Origin of the sequence: Moryella indoligenes, assembly GCF_030812885.1 — a bacterium.
Taxonomy (GTDB): domain Bacteria; phylum Bacillota; class Clostridia; order Lachnospirales; family Lachnospiraceae; genus Moryella; species Moryella indoligenes.
This window is the reverse complement of the sequence record NZ_JAUSTO010000007.1, coordinates 61,173-82,308: the sequence shown is the minus strand read 5'-3', so window position 1 is coordinate 82,308 and position 21,136 is coordinate 61,173. Positions and strand designations below refer to the sequence as shown.

Here is a 21,136-nt window from a genome sequence, read left to right as displayed (position 1 = left end):
TCAGAATAAGGTTCGTCCCCCGATATACACAGATTGAAGCAGGACCGCCCGGAACAGTGCTCCGGACAGTCCTGTCTTCCATGCTTCGGGATGCCCAAACCATCCCGAAAGATTCCGGTCTGAAGTAATTAATTCTTCGCGCGAAGCTCTGCGATGAAATCAGTGATCTGCTTGTGAAGCTCCGGATTCGCTCCGTACTCCTCGACGATCCAGTCGTAAACCGGTGCGCAGGCTTCCTGGAAAGCCTCAAGATCTACGTCGTTCCAGGTGACTCCGGCTGCCTTCAGAGTCTCGATCTGAGTCTGCTCGTCTTCCTCGCACATCTGCTGCTCCCACATGCCGCACTCAAGCGCCACTTCATCAATAACCTTTCTGTACTCCTCCGGAATGGACTGATACAGATCCTCCGGCATGAAGAGCCATCTGGTGGCAATGAGGTGATTGGTCTGCGCGACCTTCTTGACCAGCTCGTAAGGAGCGCCTGCGCCGGAGAGCGTGGAGGTAGATCCCTCGAAGCCCTCGACAACGCCGGAGCTGATAGCGGAGAGGCACTCCGTAAAGGACATCGGAACTGCGGTTGCTCCCATCGCCTCAAGCGTCTTTGCAAACAGCGGGGAGGAGGTGGCACGAAGCTTTACACCATTCAGATCCGCCGGGGTCTTGATGTCCTTATTGGTAACGACAGAACGGAAACCGAAGGAATAGTGTGTATCCAGCACATGGATATTCTGCTCCGCCAGCTGCGCCTTGATATCCGCGACGATATCGGAATCCATGACAGCGTTGTATTCCTCGTTGGTGTTGTAGAGCATCGGTCCCACCAGAACTGCGCAGTCACCGACATGATCTGCAAACAGAGAGGGCTCCTCAAGTCCCATCCACTGTGCGCCGTTGATTGCCTGGTTCACAGAGTCCGCATAGCAGTCGAGCTCGTTCTGACCGTAATAGGTTATGGTAATATGGCCGTCTGTCTTCTCAGTGATCTCCTGCGCGAGCTTCTCAGAAGCCTTGTAGTTCCACTCGGTCGGCTGGAAGACATTTGAAAACTTGATATCAAGATGATAATCATCTGCCGGAGCCGCTGCCTCAGCCGTGGTCTCCGCACCGCCCGCCGCGCTGCTGTCTGCAGCCTGGGTCGTTGCCGTGCTGCCTCCTCCGCCGCACGCACAGAGAGATGCTCCCATCACAATACCCATCATCGATGCCAACAGTTTTTTCATAAACTTCTCCTCCTACATTTTATTTCCTGCTGTTGTGTTCGACTCTATTTCCGACAGTTTTCGGAAATTTTGAAATAAATAACAAGAAAGATTATATTACTCAGGTCTTTTATTGTCAATTATTATCAGTTAATTCTTCCAAAAACTGCGAACCCCTTTGTAATAAATGCACATTTCAAGATTTTGGCGCAAAATTATATATACAGGAACAAAGAGTGCTCTGCACCCTTACACCTGACTCTGCTTACGTTTTTACCTCTCCGTCAATCTTCCTGCATCAGCGTCAGAATCTCGCCGATATCGCGGTAGATCCCTGTCGGCCGAAGCTGATACTTCTCAATATCTGCCTCAACTCCCTCTCCCGAAAGAACAAAGGCTGTGTCGATCCCTGCATTGATTCCACAGGCAATATCTGTATAGATACGATCTCCTACCATAACAGTCTCAGCCTTCGTAAAGCCATAGCGTTCCATGGAGAGCAACGCCATATCCGGCTCCGGTTTTCCGATAAAGCGAGGTCTTCTTCCGGTCGCTCTTGTGAGCATCTCCGAGACAGAGCCGCAATCCGGAACGGAACCCCACTCTGTCGGGCAGACCCAATCCGGATTGGTTGCAATCCACTCCACACCGCGTGTCAGAAGCCTGCAGGCATCCTCAAGCTTCTGAAAGCTAAGCTCTGTATCAAAGCCATTTACCAGGAGCTCCACCGCTTCCGTGCACTCCGTCGTGATGTGAAAGCCTGCTGTCTGAAGCTGCTCCCGGAAGGTTTTCGTACCGGCCGCATAAATAAGCTTCTTCTCGTAGCCATTGCGAAGAAACATAATCAGTGCATCCACAGAGGTCAGAAAATCATCCCTCTCCGAGGCAATTCCCAGCCGCTGAAGCCGCTCAATATAGGCATCCACACTGCGGGAGGAGTTATTTGTGGCAAAGAGATACTTCCCGCCCTGCCGCCGGACTACCTTCAGGAACTCCGCGGTTCCTTCAAAAAGCCTGTCTCCCAGATAGATCGTCCCATCCATATCCAGAAGAAACAGCCTTTTTTTCTTAAAGTCAATCATTCGCCTGTACCGCGCGTGTTGCGATGATATCCACACCGGTCCCCGCGGCATCGTGCAGCACAACCTCGCCGAGCTCCACAGGTGCTTTCACTGTAACTGCATTGATCGCCCTCATGACATCGAAGATTTTTGCCTTCGGAATATCATCCTTTGTCTTTACAGAGATGCGCGGCTTGTCTCCCCCCCTCACGATCACCGTGGAAGTGACAATTCTCGTAGGATTCACTACCTCTTTTCTCGCGTAGATGTCTCCGCGCGGACAGCTGTTGCCACTTACGGACTGCACTGCCCCATTCTCCAGCTCCACTGTCAGCTGACATCCCATAGGACAGCTGATACAGGTCAATTCTCTCTTTTCCATGACAGACCTCCTCACGCTTCCTTCTCGATCTTCACTGTGATCGTCTTAAGGTTTGGGTATTCAGCAAGCTTTTTTTTCTGAAGAATCACCTGCTCCATCTCTCCGGGCGCAAGAATTCTCTTTTTATTGTGCATCACCCGCTCGTCATCAAAGTATACGCTCACATAGGCATTCTTCATCACATCGCCCACACGAAAACGCACCGTAAGCATATCCTCCATGCGCGACAGATCCAGCGTGGACGGCACGGTGTAGCGCGCTCCCTCCGTCGCCGCAATCTGAATAGAATGCAAAGGCTTCTCCGTCCGACAGCCATCAGCAATAAAGCGCACCGCGTTCTCTCCTGCGCGCGTCGCCTCCTCCGAGACATAGTCCACGAGATCATGCACATGCAGAACGTTTCCACAGGCAAAGATACCCGGAATACTGGTCTCAAGGCTCTCGTTCACAACAGGTCCGCTCGTGATACGGCTCATCTCGACTCCCGCGGAACGGGAGAGCTCATTCTCCGGGATCAGCCCGACCGAGAGCAGAAGGGTGTCACAGGTATACCGCTCCTCTGTCCCCGGAATTGGCTTTCTGTCCGGACCGACCTCCGCAATCGTGACCGCCGAGACATGCTCCTTGCCCTCAATATCCACCACTGTGTGGGAGAGCTTCAGCGGGATTCCGTAGTCATCCAGACACTGGACAATATTTCTCTTCAGCCCGCCGGAGTAAGGCAGAAGCTCTGCGACCACCTTGACCTTTGCGCCCTCAAGCGTCATCCTGCGCGCCATAATGAGGCCGATATCTCCGGAGCCGAGGATCACAACCTCCTTGCCCGGCATATAGCCCTCCATATTGACCAGACGCTGCGCCGTTCCCGCGGAAAAGATACCGGCCGGACGATAACCCGGGATGTTCAGCGCTCCTCTTGAGCGCTCTCTGCAGCCCATGGCAAGAATCACGGCCTTCGCCGGAATCTGGAACATTCCGTCCTCGCGGTTCATTGCTGTCACCACGCGCTCCGGAGAAATATCCATAACCATGGTATTCAGCCTGTACTCGATCTTAAGATCCATTACTTCCTTAATATAGCGCGCCGCGTACTCCGGCCCGGTCAGTTCCTCCTTAAAGGTATGAAGGCCAAAGCCGTTATGAATGCACTGGTTCAGAATCCCACCCAGCTCATGATCCCGCTCCAGTATCAGTATACTGTCATTGCCCGCCTTCTTCGCAGCGGCGGCAGCAGCGAGTCCTGCCGGACCGCCGCCGATAATTACAATATCATAGGCCTTCATTCCCGCTCCCCCTTCGTGCGCTCCATCACAATGTTTGATCTGCCGCTGTTTTTCGAGATTTTTTCCATCGGAATGCCCAGCTCCCGATGCAGGATCTCCATGACGCGGGGACTGCAGAAACCAGCCTGACATCTGCCGGCTCCCGCTCTGGTTCTCCGCTTGATTCCATCCAGAGTGCGGGCCCCCAGCGGGCGGTGAATCGCCTCCAGAATCTCTCCCTCAGAGATAGACTCACAGCGGCAGATGATCGTTCCGTATGCCGGCTGACGCCGGATCAGCTCATTTCTCTCCTCCATGGAGAGCGTCTCCGGATGCAGGATGTCCTTTATAGTCTCCGTCCACTGCGCCTTCTCCTTAAGAAGAAGCTTTTCCTTCAGCAGTGCTCCGATATACTCTCCGATCGCCGGGCTGCTGGTGAGACCCGGGGACTCAATGCCTGCGCAGTCCACAAAGCCCGGAGCATCTTTCACCTCGCCGAGGATAAACTCATGGTGATCCTCATGCGCTCTGAGTCCCGCAAAGGAGGTGATGACCTGACGAATCGGCAGATTTCTCACATTCATCGACGCCTTTGCGATCATCTCATCAATTCCTGCCTGCGTCGTCGCAGTCGCTTCCTTATCCTGAATATCAATTGCCGTCGGTCCGACCAGAACATTGCCGTGTACAGTCGGCGTGACCAGGATGCCCTTTCCGAACTTTGTGGGCTGCGGGAAGATCGTATGCTTTACAAAGCCCTTTGTTCCCTTGTCCAGCAGGCAGTAGTCCCCGCGGCGCGGCGTGATATGTATCTTTTCCTTACTCACCATGTTGTGCAGCTGATCTGCATAGACGCCGGCTGCATTCACCACACAGTGTGCCCTGTACTCTCCGTTCGACGTGCGGATATGCCAGACGCCCTCTGCATCTCTCTGAAGGGCCTCGACAGCCGTATTAAAATAGAAATCAACTCCGTTCAGATTCGCCTGCTCCGCCATGGCGTAATTCAGGCGGAAGGGACAGATAATGCCGCCGGTCGGCGCATAGAGCGCTGCGACAACATGATCTGAGAGATTCGGCTCCATGGCAAGCGCCTCCTCGCGGTTCAGAAGCTTGAGCCCCGGAACGCCATTTGCCACTCCCCTGTCATAGAGCTCCTTCAGCCCGTCCTTCTCCTCCTCATGAATACAGACCACAAGGGATCCATTTCTCTCAAAGGGAATGTCGAGCTTTTCTGAGAGCTCATCCATCATCTCATTTCCGCGGACATTCATCTTCGCCATGAGTGAACCCTCCGCTGCGTCAAAGCCCGCATGAATGATCGCGCTGTTCGCCTTTGAGGTACCGGAACATAGATCCTCTGCTTTTTCCAGCACGCACATTTCGGCCTGATAGCGCGACAGCTCTCTCGCCACGGCGCTGCCGGTGACACCTGCGCCGATGATCACAACATCGTATATCATAACTGCTCTTACCTCCCTGACTGCACATCCTGCCAACAAAGCAAAAAACAGAGCAAAAACAGGGCAGATTCTTTCTGCCTGAATTCGCTCTCTTCTCTAGCTTCCCTGTGAAATTAGCTATATATTAGCATTCTGCTCGTTCCAATGCAAGCATTTATCTGCACTTTTTTGTTTTTTCTTTTCTCTTCTGACAATACTTTTGTGATTTTATCCAGAATATCAATTTGCTTTTTCTCTTGAAATGTAAAATTTTATGTGCTATATTGCACGATACGTCATAATGACAGCGCAAAGTTACATGCGACCTCGCAATCTCGCTCGTGGGCAAAACAAGGCTTTACGCCTGCCCACAGCACATTTTAAAACAAGCTAAGATTAAGAAAGGGGGAGGGCGATGTTTGAAGCATTGGATTTTCTCCGCGATATGACGCTGTTCTCCGTCTGCTTCCGACTGCTGCTCGCGATGCTCTTCGGCGGTCTGATCGGAATTGAGCGGGAGCGCAAGCGCTATCCCGCAGGCTTCAGAACCTACATGATAGTCTGTCTCGGCGCAGCGCTGACCATGATACTGAGCCAGTACGAATATCTGCGCCTGTACGGCGAATGGCGAAAGCTCGCGCTGATCTTCAACCTGAAGCTGGATGTCTCCCGCTACAGTGCGCAGGTCATCAACGGCATCGGCTTTCTGGGTGCCGGCACCATACTTGTGAACCGGAAACAGGAAGTAAAGGGTCTCACGACTGCTGCAAGCCTCTGGGCCTCCGCCTGCATGGGACTCGCGATCGGCGCAGGCTTTTACGAGTGCGTCGCGCTCGGCTTTCTGCTGATCTTCAGCTGCAACAGCTATCTTCCGGCCATCTCCGACATCATCGTGGAGACCTCACGGAATATGAATATTTTTGTGGAGTTCAGCACCATCCAGGATATACGAACCATACTCGGACACATACGTGCAAGCGGCATCAAGGTATACGAGGTGGAGCTGGAGCGCGGACACAAGAAGCGCCGCCAGAACCCGAATGCCATTGTTCTCCTGCAGCTGAAGCGGGGAATGCACCACAGCTCTGTGCTCTCCATGATCGCAGAGCTGGAATGTGTCAAACAGATAGAAGAAATATAGGAGGCCTTCATGGATTATGTTATGACCGGTCTGAGAGATCTGACCACTCTGTCGATCTGCCTCCGCATGATACTCTCGGTACTCTGCGGCGGCGCAGTCGGGCTGGAACGGGAATACAAACGCCGTTCCGCCGGTTTCCGCACCCACATTCTGATCACACTCGGCGCCTGCGTCACGACGCTCACCGGACAGTATCTCTCCATCTACATGCACTACTTCACAGACATGGCGCGGCTCGGCGCGCAGGTAGTCGCAGGCATCGGCTTTATCGGTGCAGGAGCAATCATCCGCACACAGGGAAATCAGGTGCGCGGACTCACGACCTCCGCCGGACTCTGGGCATCCGGCATTATCGGACTCTGCTTCGGCGCGGGTTTCTTCGAGGGAGGGCTCATAACCACTGCTCTCATCCTGCTCTCAGAGATCGTATTTTCAAAGCTGGAGTACTGGATGCGGGACCACGCTCCGGAAGTCACGCTCTACATTGAGTACAAGGGTCGTTCCACCATGGAGCTGCTCACAAAAAATCTTCAGGAGATGGCTGTGAAGCTGAAGCGTATTGAGATAAGCCGTTCCGGTGAGACCGGCGAAAACGGCAAGCGCAATCTCTGCGCCGTGCTTACCCTGCAGCTGAACCGAGATCATGATACCGAGAGACTGCTGGAGTATATCAGCATGACAGACGGCGTGGTCGAGGTGGAGGAGCTGTAATCGGCAACTTCAGAGAGCTGTGGCCTGTCCGTATCTCAGCTAATAATAGCAAGCAATCATACAAAAGCGTCTGAAAAACCGGCCCCTGCAAAAGCAGAGGCCGTTTTCTGAAACTGTCATTTTTTCCCGTCTCATCTCGTCGGCACAATTTCCAGCCAATAGCCATCCGGATCCTGAATAAAGTAAATACCCATCTCCGGATTCTCAAAGCAGATGCAGTCCATCTCCCTGTGCAGCGCATGTGCAGCCTCGAAGTCATCCACGCGGAAAGCCAGATGGAACTCCTCCTCCCCGATATCATACTTCTGCGGATGCTCCTTAAGCCAGGTAAGCTCCAGCTCAAAATCCGACTCCTCATTTCCGACAAAGCAGATCACATAAGAGCCGTCTGCCGCATTTTTTCTGCGTCGCTCCTTCAGCCCCAGCGCTCTCTCATAAAATGCAAGTGAACGCTCCAGATCCTGGACATTGTAATTTTCATGTATCATCCGAAATTTCATCTCTGACCTCCCCTGCCTTTTGGGATATCCGCTTCAGACTGCCGCGTCATAGATGCGGACGATATCATCATAATCAAGGCTCTTAAATGAGCCTATGCTTCTCTTCTTTCCGTAGCTGCACTCCTCTGCAAACGCCCTGATCTCCTCCTCAGAAGGAGTATGCCCCAGAAGCTCCGTGAGTGTCAGCGGCATCCCGAGGCTTCGGAAGAACTCCTCCGTCCGCTCAATACCGAGAGAGGCGGCCTTTGTATCGTCTGCCTCTGTGACCTTCCAAACCTTGCGTGCAAACTGTGCAAAGCGCGCCATATTTTCGTGACACACATAGCTTGCCCAGCTGCCCCAGACAGCTGTCAGCGTCGCGCCGTGCGTCGCATCCGTAAGCGCGGAGATCGCCATACCGAGCTGATGACAGGCCCAGTCTCCATCCCGCGCGGTATCTCCCTTTGCGCCGAGACCCGTGAGGCCTACATGGGAGACGCTGCCGCACCACATGATCTCGCTCATCGCCTCGTAATCTTCCGGATTCTGAACGCCCTTCGGGCCGTAGCTGATGATATCCCGGAACAGCCCCTCCGCGATCTCATCCGTCAGATGATTCCCCAGTATCGCTGCAAAGTAGCGCTCGGAGGTATGCATGAAGATATCCGCCACACCCGCGCCGATCTGCCACCTCGGCAGTGTCATGGTGAGCATGGGATCCATCACTGCAAACTTACAGCGGTTGAAGTCCGTGTTCATGCCGCGCTTCGTCCCCGGCTTCGTGTCATCATTGGTGAGCACGGAGGAATTGCTGGTCTCTGAGCCCGCGGCCGAGATCGTGAGTACTGCGCCGATCGGAAGACTCCTCTCCACCTTTGTGCCGCTCCAGAAGTCCCAGATGTCGTGCTCCGGAGCTGCAGCAGCATGCGCGACGCCCTTCGCAGTATCCAGCACGCTGCCACCGCCAACCGCGAGGATAAAGTCCACCTTCATCTCCTGCGCCTCCTTCGCCATGCGCCGCGCCGTGGACAACAGCGGATTCGGAACCACGCCGCCCGTCGACCGCACCTCAAGCCCTGCCTCTGCAAGATTTTTCATAAGACGGTCTATCAGACCGCTCCTCACCGCAGAGTGCCCCCCGTAAATCAAGAGAACGCGACTTCCACCGTACTTCTTCACGAGCTCAGCAGTTCTCTGCTCCTCTCCCGCTCCAAATACAATCTCCGTAGGCGCATAGTAAGTAAATTTTTTCATAGCCTCTCCTTCTCCGGAGCCTCTCCCCGGAAGCCTGCACTGCCCTGTCAGTTTGCAGCTCTGACAGGGCAGTTGTATTCTCAGTATGTCACTTTAATAAAGCTCTTCTTGCCGCGCTTCACAAGTCTGCCTTCACCGGAAAAATCCTCCGGCGTCCAGCTCGCCTCGATCTCCTTCACAATCTCTCCGTCCACGCTGACACCTCCCTGCGTCACATTTCTTCTCGCCTCTGAACGGCTCGCAGCGAGCCCCGTCTTCACAAGAACAGAGAGTATGTCAATCCGGCCGTCCTTAAAATCGTCCTCTGTAAGCTGGACAGTGGGAACATTGGCACTCGCCGCACCTCCCGCAAAGAGCGCCCGGCTCGCCTCTCTCGCCTTCTTCGCCTCTTCCTCTCCGTGCACCAGATTGGTCAGCTCGTAAGCGAGAATATCCTTCGCCTCATTCAGCTTCGCGCCTTCCCAGTGATCCATAGCCTCAATCTCCTCGATCGGAAGGAAGGTCAGCATACGCAGGCATTTCAGCACATCCGCATCCGCCACATTTCTCCAGTACTGATAGAAGTCGTAGGGTGTCGTCTTATTCGGATCCAGCCAGACCGCGCCTCCGACAGTCTTCCCCATCTTCTTCCCCTCAGAATTCAGGAGGAGCGTAATGGTCATGGCATGCGCATCTTTTCCAAGCTTTCTGCGGATCAGCTCAGTGCCGGCAAGCATATTGCTCCACTGATCATCGCCGCCGAACTCCATGTTGCATCCGTACTTCTGATACAGAGAGTAGAAATCAAAGGCCTGCATGATCATGTAGTTAAACTCCAGAAAGGAGAGTCCCTTCTCCATGCGCTGCCTGTAACACTCCGCACGCAGCATATTATTGACAGAAAAATGCGGCCCGATATCCCGGATAAATTCGATGTAGTTCAGATTTCTGAGCCAGTCGGCATTATTCACCATCATGGCCTTTCCCTCTCCGAACTCAATGAAGCGGGACATCTGCTTTTTAAAGCACTCGCAGTTGTGATCGATCTGCTCCACAGTCATCATGGAGCGCATATCCGTTCTGCCGGATGGGTCCCCGATCATGCCGGTTCCGCCGCCCACGAGTGCAATCGGCTTATTTCCCGCCATCTGAAGACGCTTCATCAGGCAGAGCGCCATAAAATGTCCCACATGGAGACTGTCCGCGGTCGGATCAAAGCCGATGTAGAAGGTCGCCCTGCCCTCGTTGACCAGCTTGCTGACCTCCTCCTCATTCGTCACCTGCGCGATCAGCCCTCTGGCCTTCAGTTCTTCATAACACTGCATTTTATTCTCCTTTATTCTGCAAGCCGTGACCTGACACAGCTCAAATTTTTACTTTATCAATCAGGTTCTGCGTGCAGTGCACGCCCCATTTATGGAAAATGCTTCCGTGTGCCGGGGCTGCACCCCGCTTCGCGGCATCCCGTCAGATATGCCCCATGATCGTGATGAGCAGCTCTCGCGCCTCAAGAAGATTGGCGCACACGGAAAAGGCCATGTGCCGCAGCTCCTCTGTCGCAGGAAAGGTATCCGGAATCATGATGACCCGGCAACCTGCCGCAAAGCCCGCGTGCACACCGTTCGGACTGTCCTCGAGCACGATACACTCCTCCGGCTGCACCCCCAGCTTCTTGGCTCCAAGCAGGAAGACATCCGGCTCCGGCTTGCTTCTCTCCGGCTCCATCCCGGTAACTGCCGCATCAAAATCGAAGGGCACTCCCGCCACTGCGAGCTCCTGCTCCGCGACCGGCAGCTGTGTCGAAGTGCAGAGCGCCCGGCGTATCCCCCGCTCCCTGAGCCAGTCCGTGAGCTCCCGGTATCCGGTCTTCACCGGGATTCCATCTCGCTCAAACTGTACTGCACAGTAATCCTGTCTGAGTTTCCGGATTGCGGCATAGTCCACTGCGGCTCCGTATTCCTCTCGAAACAGAATCTTCTGATATTCTCTGTTCGCACCGCAGAGCTTTGCCACAAAGCTCCTTCTAAGCTTCAATCCCTGCATATCACAGGCGTACTGCCAGCCCTCCTGATGGACGCGCTCCGTATCAATAATCACGCCGTCCATGTCAAAGAGTACAGCCTTAAAGGGTCCTCTATTCACTGTCCCCCTCCTGTCCATCCTTTTCGCTATTGAAGAATTATAAAAGAATTGGGGAGAGGCGTCAACCTGCGCTCCGCTCGAAGCGCATCCAGCCGTGTTCAATCAGCATAGCTGTGAGTGCCCCGCCGTAGCCGCAGCCTGTATCCATTGCGATCATGCCGCGCCCCGGAAGCTCAAACCAGGTCCCGTAGTTCGGATGAAAGCTGCTCTCCGTGCCGCTGCCGTCCAGATAGACCGGCATTTCCAGCTCCGTGTGTCCGACAATGGCGAGCTTCCCCGCATAATTGTTGCTGTGGACGCCCTCGTTTCCCCAGAGAAAGGTCTCCTGACTGTTGTTCCAGACCACCTCATCCCGGATATCTCCATGCACACAGATAAAGTCCTGCTCCTCGTACCAGAGCCGGGTGTTGTCCCTGAGCCACGCGGCGGTTTTTCCGGCGCTCACCTTTCTTCGCTTCAGAGCGGCGAGCGTCTCCTTCCCGCCATTCTGCTGCCACAGAAAGGCATTCGCAAGCTGGCCGCGCGTCAGGAGCTCCGCATCCATAAACATCTGCTCGTGCTCGCCGCGGATATAGACAAGGCGCTCTCCCATTTCTTCCTTCAGCGCGCGTATCTTAAAATAGGTTCCGCAGGCATCTGCCCCGCCGTCCAGCGCGTCTCCGAGCAGAATCAGCTGATTCTCTCTTCTGTCAAAGCCGATCTGCTCCAGCAGCTCCTGAAAGGCCGCGCTCTCTCCGTGAATATCTGAAATAATAACTGTACGCATGTAATTCCCCCATGCCTTTATTTTCTCTACTATATCACGAATCCATACTTTCCTGTAGAGCAGTTGAGCTGCCTGTGAGTACAGCAATGCCGCCCCGTCCGGAGCGGCATTGCTGTCTCGTATTTATTTCACAACAAATTTACAGAGTCGCGATATCGATGAGCGTGAGCTCCCCCGCCCTCTGCTCCAGCGAGGTTGCCAGCGCCGCAGCGGTGTCGAGCGAGGTCAGGACATTGACACCGGTCTCAATCGCATTTCTCCGGATGATGAAGCCGTCCTTCGCGCGATCTGCGCCGCTCGGCGGCGTGTCAATGACCAGGTCAATCTCATGCCCCAGAATCAGATCCAGAAGATTCGGGTGCTCCTGCTCGATCTTCCGCACGGCGAGCGCCTTCACGCCGTTGTCGTTCAGAAGCTTTGCTGTGCCGCGCGTGGAGAAAATGCGATAGCCCACCTCGGCAAAGCGGCGCGCAATCGGAATCACATCCTGCTTGTCCTCATCGCGGACTGTGATGATCATATTCTTATACTTCGGGAGCTTCACGCCCGCCCCCTGGAAGGCCTTATACAGCGCCTCATTGAAGCTTTTTGCGATGCCCAGGCACTCGCCTGTTGACTTCATCTCCGGCCCAAGGCTTATCTCCGCGCCGCGGATCTTCTCAAAGGAGAAGACCGGCATCTTAATCGCGATGTAATCCGCCTCCGGCTGCAGCCCCGGCGTGTAGCCGAGCTCCTTAAGGCTGTGTCCGCAGATGACCTGTGTCGCCAGAGGAATGATCGGAATTCCCGTCACCTTGGAGATATAGGGCACGGTGCGGGAGGAGCGCGGATTGACCTCGATCACATAGACCTCGTCGTCCTTTGCGATGAACTGGATATTGATCATGCCCTTCACATGCAGGGCGCGCGCCAGTCTCCAAGAGTAATCAACCATCTTCTGCTTCACAGTCTCAGAGAGAGACTGCGCCGGGTAGACGCTGATAGAATCTCCCGAGTGAATGCCTGTGCGCTCGATATGCTGCATGATACCCGGAATCACGATATCCTCTCCGTCACAGACAGCATCAACCTCCACCTCAATGCCCTGAATGTACTTGTCCACCAGAATCGGGTGCTCCTGCGTGTAGCGGTTGATGATGCCGATGTACTCATCAATGTCATGATCGCTGATTGCGATGCGCATGCCCGCGCCGCCGAGTACATAGGACGGGCGCACCAGCACCGGATAGCCCAGTCGGTTTGCGACCTCCTTTGCCTCCTCCGCGGTATAGACTGTGCCTCCGGCCGCGCGCGGAATCTCTGTCTTCTGGAGTATCGCATCAAAGAGCTCTCTGTCCTCCGCAGCATCGACATCCTCTGCGGCCGTGCCGAGTATCGGGACGCCCATCTTCATCAGCGCCTCGGTCAGCTTGATCGCCGTCTGCCCGCCAAACTGCACCACCGCTCCGTCCGGCTTCTCCAGGCGGACGATGCTCTCCACGTCCTCCGGCGTCAGCGGCTCAAAGTAGAGCTTGTCCGCAATGTCAAAATCCGTGGATACGGTCTCCGGGTTGTTGTTGATGATGATGGTCTCATAGCCCTCTTTTTTAAAGGTCCAGGTACAGTGCACAGAACAGAAGTCGAACTCTATGCCCTGACCGATGCGGATCGGACCGGAGCCGAGTACCACCACCTTCTTTTCAGGTCTGGTCTCCTCCGCCTCGTTCTCCCCGTCAAAGCAGCTGTAGTAATAGGGCGTCTCCGCCGCAAATTCGGCTGCACAGGTATCCACCATCTTGAAGCCCGGAAAGATACCATACTCCTCGCGGAGTGTTCTGATCTCTGCCTCGCTCTTCTTTCGCAGCTCCGCGATCACGTGATCCGGGAATTCCATGCGCTTTGCCTCCCGGAGCAGCTCCTCTGTCAGCGGGCGGCGCCGGAGCTCCGCCTCCATGCGCACCAGACGATCCAGCTTATGGATAAACCAGCGGTCTATCTTCGTCAGATGATTGATCTCATCATAGGACATGCCGCGGCGCAGCGCCTCCGCAATGACCCAGATGCGGCGGTCGTCGACACACTTAAGGCGGCTCTGCAGCTCGTCATTATCCAGCTCCGCGTAGTCGTAGCTCATCAGAGAGTCCACATGCTGCTCCAGAGAGCGGATCGCCTTCATCAGCGCGCCCTCGAAATTCGTGCAGATGGACATGACCTCTCCGGTCGCCTTCATCTGTGTGCCGAGCGTGTGCTTTGCTGTAATAAACTTGTCAAAGGGAAGGCGCGGCATCTTCACAACGCAGTAATCCAGCATGGGCTCAAAGGAGGCATAGGTCTTCTTTGTGACCGCATTCTGAATCTCGTCCAGGGTGTAGCCGAGTGCGATCTTCGCCGCGACCTTTGCGATCGGGTAACCCGTCGCCTTGGAGGCGAGCGCCGAGGAGCGGCTGACGCGCGGGTTTACCTCAATGACACAGTACTCAAAGCTGTCCGGGTTCAGGGCGTACTGTACATTGCAGCCTCCTGTGATGCCGAGCTCCGTGATAATATTCAGCGCAGAGGTCCGGAGCATCTGGTACTCCTTGTCGCCGAGTGTCTGGGAGGGCGCGACGACGATGGAGTCTCCGGTGTGTACACCGACCGGATCTATATTCTCCATGTTGCAGACGGTGATCACATTGCCCACGGAATCCCGCATCACCTCGTATTCGATCTCCTTCCAGCCCGCGATGCAGCGCTCCACCAGCACCTGCCCCACGCGGGAGAGCCGCAGTCCGTTCTGAAGGATCTCCACCAGCTCTCTGCGATCCGCCGCAATGCCGCCGCCGCTTCCGCCGAGCGTATAGGCCGGACGCAGCACAACCGGATAACCGATGCTCTCCGCAAACTGTATGCCGTCCTCTACATTTTCCACGACAAGAGAGGCGGCCACCGGCTCATGGATCTTCTCCATGGTCTCCTTGAAGAGCTCTCTGTCCTCCGCCTTCTTGATCGTGAGCGCAGTGGTTCCGATGAGACGCACGCCGTGCTCCTCAAGAAAGCCCTGCTCCGCAAGCTCCATCGCAAGATTCAATCCCGCCTGACCGCCGAGCGTCGGCAGAACGGAATCCGGCTGCTCCTTCAGTATCAGCTTCTCCACCACTTCGACTGTCAGCGGCTCGATATAGACATGATCCGCAATGTCCTTATCTGTCATAATGGTGGCCGGATTGGAGTTCAGGAGCACCACCTCGATGCCCTCCTCCTTCAGCGAGCGGCAGGCCTGCGTGCCCGCGTAGTCAAACTCCGCCGCCTGTCCTATGACTATGGGCCCGGAGCCAATCACCAAAACCTTTTTTATCTCGGAATTCTTAGGCATCTGTCTCCTCCATCATATTTAAGAAGCGATCAAAGAGATACGAGGAATCCTGCGGTCCGGGGCAGGCCTCGGGATGAAACTGCACCGTGAATATCTTTTTCCCGATATAGCGTATGCCCTCGTTGCTCCCGTCGTTGACATTGCAAAAGGCCGGAACGGCGATCTTCGGATCAAGACTCGTCTCGTCCACAGCAAAGCCGTGGTTCTGCGAGGAGATATAGACCCTTCCTGTCAGAAGATCCTTCACTGGATGGTTCCCTCCGCGGTGACCGTACTTCATCTTAAAGGTATCTGCGCCGGTCGCAAGCGCCATGAGCTGATGACCGAGGCAGATCGCAAAAATCGGAATGTCCGAGGCATAGAGCTTCCGTATCTCCTCTATGACAGCGGTATTCTCCTTCGGATCGCCGGGGCCGTTTGTCAGCATGATCCCGTCCGGCTCCGTCGCGAGGATCTCCGCCGCCCTCGTGTGCTGCGGCCACACCGTGACCTCACAGCCCCGCTGATTCAGGGAGCGCGCAATGTTTCGCTTCATGCCGAGATCCAGCACTGCGACCCGCTTTCCATTGCCGGGCATGACATACTTCTCCCTGCAGCTGGTGCGCGCCACGACACCGCTCACGCAGTATTCCCGCATGCGCCGGAAGGCGTCCTCTCTGTCAAAATCCGGATTTGTTGTGAGAAAGCCGTTCATCGTGCCGTGCTCCCGGAGACGCCTAGTCAGGGCCCTTGTGTCAATCCCCTCGATTCCCGGAATGCCCTGCTCCATCAGAAAGCTCTGGAGCGACTCTCTGCTGCGGAAATTGGAGTGAAGCTCGGAGAGCTCACGGACGATCAAAGCATCCGGCCACGCGGCCTGCGACTCCATATCCTCCCGACATACCCCGTAATTTCCAATCAGGGGATAGGTCATAACCACCGCCTGACCGGCGTAGGAGGGGTCCGTCAGTACCTCCAGATAACCGGTCATGGAGGTGTTGAACACCACCTCACTTACAAGCTCCTTCTGTACCCCTATGCTTCTTCCGGTGAACAGAGTGCCGTCTTCCAGTAAGAGATAAGCCTTCATCTGCAATCCTTTCTCAGCGTCCTGTTTTTACTTCTGCAATACTATAGCAGAAAGCCCTTTGAATGTCACGATAAAAAACAGCCATCCAAACGCGACTTCTGCCGCGTCGGATGGCTGTATTTTTACACTTTGATTTCTCCCTGAAACACTTCTACCGCAGGTCCGGTCATCAGATAATGTCCGTCCGCAGCTTCTTCGATTAGCAGGTCTCCGCCAAGAAGATGCACCGTGACCCGCCTGTCACAGAGCCCCGCCCGCATGCTGGCGCAGGCACTGGCTGTGGCGCCGGTCCCGCAGGCGAGCGTCTCTCCGCTGCCCCGCTCCCAGACACGCATATGAAGATGCTGCCTGTCCTCCACATAGATAAATTCAGAATTCACTCCCTCCGGAAAACGAGGGTGATGCTCATAAAGAGGACCGATTTCCGACAGCGGAAGTGCGAGCAGAGCCTCGCGGGAGCTCACATAGTACACCGCGTGGGGATTGCCCAGCTGCACTGCAATCATCTCCTGCCAGGAGCCGTTTACATGGATCTTCTCTGTGACGGAATCGGAAATAACAGCCTCACCCATATCCACGGTGACACTCTCGCAGATCCCGTTCTCTGTATGAATCTCCAGACTGCGAAGCCCCGCAGCGGTCTCAAGCAGCATCTCCCGCTTCCGGCAGATCCCGTGGTCATATGCATACTTTCCGACGCAGCGCGCGCCGTTTCCGCACATCTTTCCCTCCGAACCATCTGCATTGAACATACGCATACGAAGATCCGCGCGCTCCGAGGGACAGATCAGGATCAGTCCGTCCGAGCCAATGCCAAAATGACGGTCACTCACGCGGACCGCAAGCTCCGACGGATATTCCACCTTCTCCTCAAAACAATCGACATAGACATAGTCATTTCCTATGCCCTGCATCTTCGTAAATTTCATGCTGCTCCTTCTGCTCTTCATCTGATTCTGCGCCATCATAGCAATTTTCAAAATATCTGTCAATGCAATGTGACCATATCTATGCTATTCTTGTCTATATAGGTAGAAGCCCCTGAATCAGTGCTCACGAAACCGTCAAAATACGCTTATGAAAGAAAAGGAGACTCCCTATGAAAAAACACATTTACAGCATCCTTTCTCCGGTGATCCGGACTCTGTCAGTTCTCTTTATCGGAAGCTCTCTGCTTCTGACTGCCTGCGGCGGCTCCTCCAGAGCGGCGAAAACCGCAGGGGCTGCTGCGGACTATCCCGCACAGGCAGCCTATGAGGAGACCGCGCTCTCCGGTTCCCCCGCGGCGGCATATGACTACAGCGCAGACTCTGCCGCGCAAAACGGTGAGAAGGAAGCACACCCCGAGGGGGACGCGGGGACAGACAGCAGTGCAGTGCAGGCCGCAGCCGGCCGAAAGCTTATAAAGACCGTGAACTTAAATCTCGAGAGCACAGATTTCGATCTGCTGCTCCAGAGCATACAGAAGCGCGTCGCGGCGCTCGGCGGCTACATTGAGAGCAGCTGGGTGGACGGAAGCTCCATGCTGGATTCCGACTACACACTCTACGGCAGCGGAAATTACTACGGACGAAGCGCCTCCCTCACTCTGCGCGTTCCCTCTGCACAGCTGGATGGCTTCCTCACGGAGCTGGATGGTCTCGGCAATGTCACCTCACGCTCTGAGCAGGTTGAGGATGTCACCCTTCAGTACACGGACATTGAGAGCCATAAAGAGGCGCTGAACGCCGAGCGCGAGCGACTGCTCGCACTGATGGCAGATGCAGAATCCATGGATGCGATCATCGCCATACAGACCCGCCTCTCAGAGATCGAATACGAGCTCAACTCCTACGAATCACAGCTTCGCCTCTACGACAATCAGGTAGACTACTCCAGTATCTATCTGGATCTGCACGAGGTGAAGAGCTACAGCGCCACAGAAAAGGCCACCGTCAGCACGCGGATACAGCGGGGACTCGCGCAAAACGCAGATGCGTTCTTCACTGCACTGACCGATCTCTTCGTGGGACTCGTCACGGGACTTCCCTTCCTGATTCCCGTCCTGATCCTGCTCTATCTCATCTTCCGTCTTTTGAAAAAGCTCAAGAAGAAGATCTGGAAGCTCTGAGCGCGCTCCCGAAACACTCTTCCGCAATGGCCCGCAGGGCCGGAAGCGAGCACTCTATCATCCTGTGAGACACACAGTACGCCATGCGCACATAGCCGGGACAGGCAAAGGAGCTGCAGGGCACCACGAGCACATGATATTTCTTACAGAGCGCTGCAAAGTTCCTGTCATCTCCATCCGGCGCCTTCACCAACAGATAGAAGGCGCCCTGCGGAGGCACACAGTAAAAGCCGAGCTCCGACATGACTCCGTAAAGCAGTTTCCTGTTTCTGTCGTAGGCTGCGACATCCGCGCGCTCATGCAGACAGCGCATCAGCACTCTCTGTATCAGCGAGGGCGCATTGACAAAGCCGCAGATTCTGTTTGCGACAGTCGCAGCCTCCGCGAGTGCCTCTGCCTCCGGTACCGTATCCGGCACGAGGAGCCAGCCGATACGCTCCCCCGGAAGTGACAGAGACTTTGAGTAGGAGTACACAACGACCGCGTGAGGAATGAGCGCGGGAACCCAGGGGACCTCTGCGCCGTCGTAGACCAGCTCGCGGTATGGCTCGTCCGAAATGGTAAGAATCACGCTGCGAAAGCGACGCTCCCCCTCTTCTATAAGTGCATTCAGGCGCCGCAGCGTCTCTGCCGTGTACACAACCCCTGCGGGATTGTTCGGTGTATTGATGAGAACCGCCTTTGTGCGTGCACTAAGCGCTCCGGAGAACGCCGCGAGATCCGGCTGAAAGCTCTCCGTATCCGCCGGCACCACTACAAGCTTTCCCCCGTAGTTCCCGACATAATTCCTGTATTCCGAGAAAAAGGGGGCAAATACAATCACCTCATCCCCGGGGTTCAGAATCGCCTTCAGCAAGATGTTGAGCCCCGCCGCCGCGCCAGCTGTCATAATGAGCTGCTTTTCTGTATATGCAGTCTGAAAGCGCTCATTCAGAGACTCCGCCACGGCTCTTCGCACCTCCGGAAATCCTGCATTGCTCATATAGCCGTGTATCAGGCGGGGATCCTCATGCTCCAGTATCTCCTCCGCCGCATACCTCACCGCCTCCGGCGCCGGTACATTCGGGTTGCCCAGGCTGTAGTCGTACACCTGCTCTCTCCCGTATTCCACCGCGAGGCGATTGCCCTCCTCAAACATCTCTCGTATCACGGAATTGCTCTGAAGGAGCTGACACATCGATTCAGAAATATAACTCATAAAATCTCCCTTCCGGAACCCCCGGTCTCAGCGCCTTCTGCCGCGCACAAAGAGATAGACCGCTGCAGTCTCGATAAAGTAAAACCAGGTCGCCGGATTGGAAAACCAGGTTGTAAAAAAGGAAAGTGCCATATAGAGAGCAAACTGCGCATAGAAGACGGAAAAAAGCGGGTGATGCTCCTGTAAAAGTCTCTCCTCCAGATAAAAGGACAGTATCCCCAGCAGTGCAGCAAACACGACGATACCCAGCATGCCGAAATCGTACCACGCGTCATAAAAAAGAGTGACTGTCGTGAGCTCCGTCTTCGTCACGTACAGCGGAAAGCTCGCAAGAGACGGAAACACGAACTTGAGTCCCGTCAGCGCCCAGAGCGGAAAAAGCACGCGCAGACCAAGCGTATGTGCAGGCAAATCCCGGATGAGGCAGTTCAGATTGTCATAGTTATTTGCAATATAAATATAGGGCTGACTCAGAAAAATGGGAAGAGACCGCTTCATCTCAAAGATATCGTTCAAATAACTGACGCTATGGCTCCGCGCAAGCGTGAGCAGCACATACAGAAGAAGCAGTGTGAGCCCTGCCGGCAGCGCAATCCAGAGCGGAATCTGTCCCCGCTCCAGTGTGAGCAGCGTGAAGGCCGCGGTCACCGCGGCAAGGATCAGCTGAAATCTCGACACACAGAGCAGAGGTATGAGAAAGGAGCAGACAACACAGAGCAGCACGCCCAGTGTTCTTCGCTGGCTGAGCTCCCGCTCCGTCTCAAACCACAGCACGGCGAGGGATGGCACAAGCACACAGGATACAGTGAAGTAGTGCACTCCGCTCACATGAAAATATGAATAGGCATGGGGCACGCCGCGCACAAGGAGCGGAGCATAGCCCAGCAGACGGACCTCCAGCAAAAACGCAATCCATGAGATGAGGGTGATGCCGACAATCGCAAGAAAGAGTCTCCCGCTGTTCAGAGATCTGCTTCTCCGTCCCCGCTGCCTGATTGCTGCATGTCCCGCGTTGAGCCTGCACAGCTCAAAGGCCAACCAGAACACGGTATAGGCGAGAAAGAGCGCTGCCCAGGTCTGCCACTCCCAGCTGGTCTGCAATTTTGATAGCTTCAGACAGGATATCCCCTGACCGCCGACAAAACCCAGAGAATAGAGCGCTCTCAGATGCAGCGGCGTGCCCCCTCTCCGCATATCTGAGAGAAAGAGCACCAGAGCAGCAAAGATTAAAACAAACCCGGATAAAGCATACTGCGCTATCCGGGCAAACAGAAAACTGGAAAGATACGATATGAGATAAACTGGCATACGCTCACTCTGCCTCTCCGAAGCCTCTCTCCGTCAGGGCAACCATCGCTGCGAGCGCAGCATCCTCATCCTCTCCCGTGCAGCGGTACTCGATCTCATCCCCGCACTTCACACAGGCTCCGAGTACACTCAATACGCTCTTCGCATTTGCCTCGTTCCCCTGAAACAGAAGCTCCACTCTGCACTTGTACTTCAGAGCCTCCTTGCACAGATTTCCTGCCGGTCTCAGATGAAGTCCACTGGGATTATGCACCGTAACCTTCTGACTGACCATAGCTCTCCTCCCCTGTTCTGCAATC

Annotated in this window: 19 protein-coding genes; 3 read left to right on the top strand and 16 right to left on the bottom strand. The window is 55.1% G+C overall.

The genetic code is table 11. From position 1 onward, the window contains the following. Nucleotides 1–128 precede the first annotated feature (128 nt). From dctP to J2S20_RS06765, 5 genes are all read right to left on the bottom strand, one after another. Nucleotides 129–1,220 carry a TRAP transporter substrate-binding protein DctP gene (gene dctP, locus J2S20_RS06785; protein ID WP_307254455.1) on the bottom strand — a complete coding sequence of 364 codons (1,092 nt, stop codon included), beginning with the start codon at nucleotides 1,218–1,220 and terminating at the stop codon, nucleotides 129–131. Nucleotides 1,221–1,483: 263 nt separating this feature from the next. Further along, nucleotides 1,484–2,281, bottom strand: coding sequence for an HAD-IIA family hydrolase (locus J2S20_RS06780; RefSeq protein ID WP_307254454.1), 798 nt, complete (start codon nucleotides 2,279–2,281; stop codon nucleotides 1,484–1,486). Next, nucleotides 2,274–2,642 carry a DUF1667 domain-containing protein gene (locus J2S20_RS06775; RefSeq protein WP_307254451.1) on the bottom strand — a complete coding sequence of 123 codons (369 nt, stop codon included), beginning with the start codon at nucleotides 2,640–2,642 and terminating at the stop codon, nucleotides 2,274–2,276. Before J2S20_RS06775 ends, J2S20_RS06780 begins: the two co-directional genes overlap by 8 nt. Nucleotides 2,643–2,653: 11 nt before the next feature. Continuing rightward, on the bottom strand, nucleotides 2,654–3,925 hold the full coding sequence (locus J2S20_RS06770; RefSeq protein WP_307254449.1) for an NAD(P)/FAD-dependent oxidoreductase: 1,272 nt from the start codon (nucleotides 3,923–3,925) through the stop codon (nucleotides 2,654–2,656). Further along, the gene (locus J2S20_RS06765; protein WP_307254562.1) at nucleotides 3,922–5,364 is read right to left on the bottom strand and encodes an NAD(P)/FAD-dependent oxidoreductase; all 1,443 of its coding nucleotides are present in this window, start codon (nucleotides 5,362–5,364) and stop codon (nucleotides 3,922–3,924) included. The genes J2S20_RS06770 and J2S20_RS06765 overlap by 4 nt, the downstream gene beginning before the upstream one ends. A 397-nt stretch (nucleotides 5,365–5,761) precedes the next feature. Between J2S20_RS06765 and J2S20_RS06760 the strand changes: the two genes are divergently transcribed. After that, nucleotides 5,762–6,487, top strand: coding sequence for an MgtC/SapB family protein (locus tag J2S20_RS06760; RefSeq protein ID WP_307254447.1), 726 nt, complete (start codon nucleotides 5,762–5,764; stop codon nucleotides 6,485–6,487). Nucleotides 6,488–6,496: 9 nt separating this feature from the next. Then, the gene (locus tag J2S20_RS06755; RefSeq protein WP_106612214.1) at nucleotides 6,497–7,198 is read left to right on the top strand and encodes an MgtC/SapB family protein; all 702 of its coding nucleotides are present in this window, start codon (nucleotides 6,497–6,499) and stop codon (nucleotides 7,196–7,198) included. Between the two features lie 131 nt (nucleotides 7,199–7,329). Here J2S20_RS06755 and J2S20_RS06750 read toward each other — a convergent pair whose 3' ends face one another. The 8 genes from J2S20_RS06750 to dapF form a co-directional block, all read right to left on the bottom strand. Next, nucleotides 7,330–7,698: a VOC family protein gene (locus J2S20_RS06750; protein WP_106612215.1), complete on the bottom strand. Its 369-nt coding sequence runs from the start codon at nucleotides 7,696–7,698 to the stop codon at nucleotides 7,330–7,332. Between the two features lie 33 nt (nucleotides 7,699–7,731). Next, complete coding sequence (locus tag J2S20_RS06745) at nucleotides 7,732–8,931, bottom strand: iron-containing alcohol dehydrogenase (RefSeq protein ID WP_307254441.1); 1,200 nt, start codon at nucleotides 8,929–8,931, stop codon at nucleotides 7,732–7,734. An 80-nt stretch (nucleotides 8,932–9,011) separates the two neighbouring features. Further along, a complete protein-coding gene (gene tyrS, locus J2S20_RS06740) occupies nucleotides 9,012–10,235 on the bottom strand; it encodes a tyrosine--tRNA ligase (RefSeq protein WP_307254437.1) in 1,224 nt (407 codons plus the stop codon). A gap of 142 nt (nucleotides 10,236–10,377) precedes the next feature. After that, nucleotides 10,378–11,052: an HAD family hydrolase gene (locus J2S20_RS06735; protein ID WP_307254434.1), complete on the bottom strand. Its 675-nt coding sequence runs from the start codon at nucleotides 11,050–11,052 to the stop codon at nucleotides 10,378–10,380. A 61-nt stretch (nucleotides 11,053–11,113) separates the two neighbouring features. Continuing rightward, entirely contained in the window at nucleotides 11,114–11,818 is a 705-nt protein-coding gene (locus J2S20_RS06730) for a metallophosphoesterase (protein ID WP_307254432.1), read from the bottom strand. A 139-nt stretch (nucleotides 11,819–11,957) separates the two neighbouring features. Then, on the bottom strand, nucleotides 11,958–15,152 hold the full coding sequence (gene carB / locus J2S20_RS06725) for a carbamoyl-phosphate synthase large subunit (protein ID WP_307254430.1): 3,195 nt from the start codon (nucleotides 15,150–15,152) through the stop codon (nucleotides 11,958–11,960). Further along, nucleotides 15,145–16,221 (bottom strand): carbamoyl phosphate synthase small subunit, encoded by a 1,077-nt coding sequence (locus J2S20_RS06720; protein WP_307254428.1) that lies wholly within the window; start codon nucleotides 16,219–16,221, stop codon nucleotides 15,145–15,147. Before J2S20_RS06720 ends, carB begins: the two co-directional genes overlap by 8 nt. 122 nt (nucleotides 16,222–16,343) lie before the next feature. Further along, complete coding sequence (gene dapF, locus J2S20_RS06715) at nucleotides 16,344–17,150, bottom strand: diaminopimelate epimerase (RefSeq protein WP_307254426.1); 807 nt, start codon at nucleotides 17,148–17,150, stop codon at nucleotides 16,344–16,346. 170 nt (nucleotides 17,151–17,320) lie between these two features. Here dapF and J2S20_RS06710 point away from each other — a divergent pair, with 170 nt between their 5' ends. After that, complete coding sequence (locus tag J2S20_RS06710; RefSeq protein ID WP_307254424.1) at nucleotides 17,321–18,331, top strand: DUF4349 domain-containing protein; 1,011 nt, start codon at nucleotides 17,321–17,323, stop codon at nucleotides 18,329–18,331. On the opposite strand, the gene J2S20_RS06705 is transcribed toward J2S20_RS06710, so the two are convergent. From J2S20_RS06705 to J2S20_RS06695, 3 genes are read right to left on the bottom strand one after another with little or no spacing between them, the layout of a single operon-like run. Beyond that, the gene (locus J2S20_RS06705; RefSeq protein ID WP_307254421.1) at nucleotides 18,306–19,529 is read right to left on the bottom strand and encodes a pyridoxal phosphate-dependent aminotransferase; all 1,224 of its coding nucleotides are present in this window, start codon (nucleotides 19,527–19,529) and stop codon (nucleotides 18,306–18,308) included. The genes J2S20_RS06710 and J2S20_RS06705 overlap by 26 nt on opposite strands. Before the next feature lie 27 nt (nucleotides 19,530–19,556). Continuing rightward, nucleotides 19,557–20,837 (bottom strand): O-antigen polymerase, encoded by a 1,281-nt coding sequence (locus J2S20_RS06700; RefSeq protein WP_307254419.1) that lies wholly within the window; start codon nucleotides 20,835–20,837, stop codon nucleotides 19,557–19,559. A 4-nt stretch (nucleotides 20,838–20,841) separates the two neighbouring features. Then, a complete protein-coding gene (locus tag J2S20_RS06695; protein WP_307254417.1) occupies nucleotides 20,842–21,111 on the bottom strand; it encodes an HPr family phosphocarrier protein in 270 nt (89 codons plus the stop codon). Between the last annotated feature and the right edge of the window lie 25 nt (nucleotides 21,112–21,136).

Coding starts and splice junctions, on each gene's coding strand:
- dctP (WP_307254455.1), bottom strand. CDS start 1,220: ATGAAAAAACTGTTGGCATCGATGATGGGTATTGTGATGGGAGCATCT.
- J2S20_RS06780 (WP_307254454.1), bottom strand. CDS start 2,281: ATGATTGACTTTAAGAAAAAAAGGCTGTTTCTTCTGGATATGGATGGG.
- J2S20_RS06775 (WP_307254451.1), bottom strand. CDS start 2,642: ATGGAAAAGAGAGAATTGACCTGTATCAGCTGTCCTATGGGATGTCAG.
- J2S20_RS06770 (WP_307254449.1), bottom strand. CDS start 3,925: ATGAAGGCCTATGATATTGTAATTATCGGCGGCGGTCCGGCAGGACTC.
- J2S20_RS06760 (WP_307254447.1), top strand. CDS start 5,762: ATGTTTGAAGCATTGGATTTTCTCCGCGATATGACGCTGTTCTCCGTC.
- J2S20_RS06755 (WP_106612214.1), top strand. CDS start 6,497: ATGGATTATGTTATGACCGGTCTGAGAGATCTGACCACTCTGTCGATC.
- J2S20_RS06750 (WP_106612215.1), bottom strand. CDS start 7,698: ATGAAATTTCGGATGATACATGAAAATTACAATGTCCAGGATCTGGAG.
- J2S20_RS06745 (WP_307254441.1), bottom strand. CDS start 8,931: ATGAAAAAATTTACTTACTATGCGCCTACGGAGATTGTATTTGGAGCG.
- tyrS (WP_307254437.1), bottom strand. CDS start 10,235: ATGCAGTGTTATGAAGAACTGAAGGCCAGAGGGCTGATCGCGCAGGTG.
- J2S20_RS06730 (WP_307254432.1), bottom strand. CDS start 11,818: ATGCGTACAGTTATTATTTCAGATATTCACGGAGAGAGCGCGGCCTTT.
- carB (WP_307254430.1), bottom strand. CDS start 15,152: ATGCCTAAGAATTCCGAGATAAAAAAGGTTTTGGTGATTGGCTCCGGG.
- J2S20_RS06720 (WP_307254428.1), bottom strand. CDS start 16,221: ATGAAGGCTTATCTCTTACTGGAAGACGGCACTCTGTTCACCGGAAGA.
- dapF (WP_307254426.1), bottom strand. CDS start 17,150: ATGAAATTTACGAAGATGCAGGGCATAGGAAATGACTATGTCTATGTC.
- J2S20_RS06710 (WP_307254424.1), top strand. CDS start 17,321: ATGAAAAAACACATTTACAGCATCCTTTCTCCGGTGATCCGGACTCTG.
- J2S20_RS06705 (WP_307254421.1), bottom strand. CDS start 19,529: ATGAGTTATATTTCTGAATCGATGTGTCAGCTCCTTCAGAGCAATTCC.
- J2S20_RS06700 (WP_307254419.1), bottom strand. CDS start 20,837: ATGCCAGTTTATCTCATATCGTATCTTTCCAGTTTTCTGTTTGCCCGG.
- J2S20_RS06695 (WP_307254417.1), bottom strand. CDS start 21,111: ATGGTCAGTCAGAAGGTTACGGTGCATAATCCCAGTGGACTTCATCTG.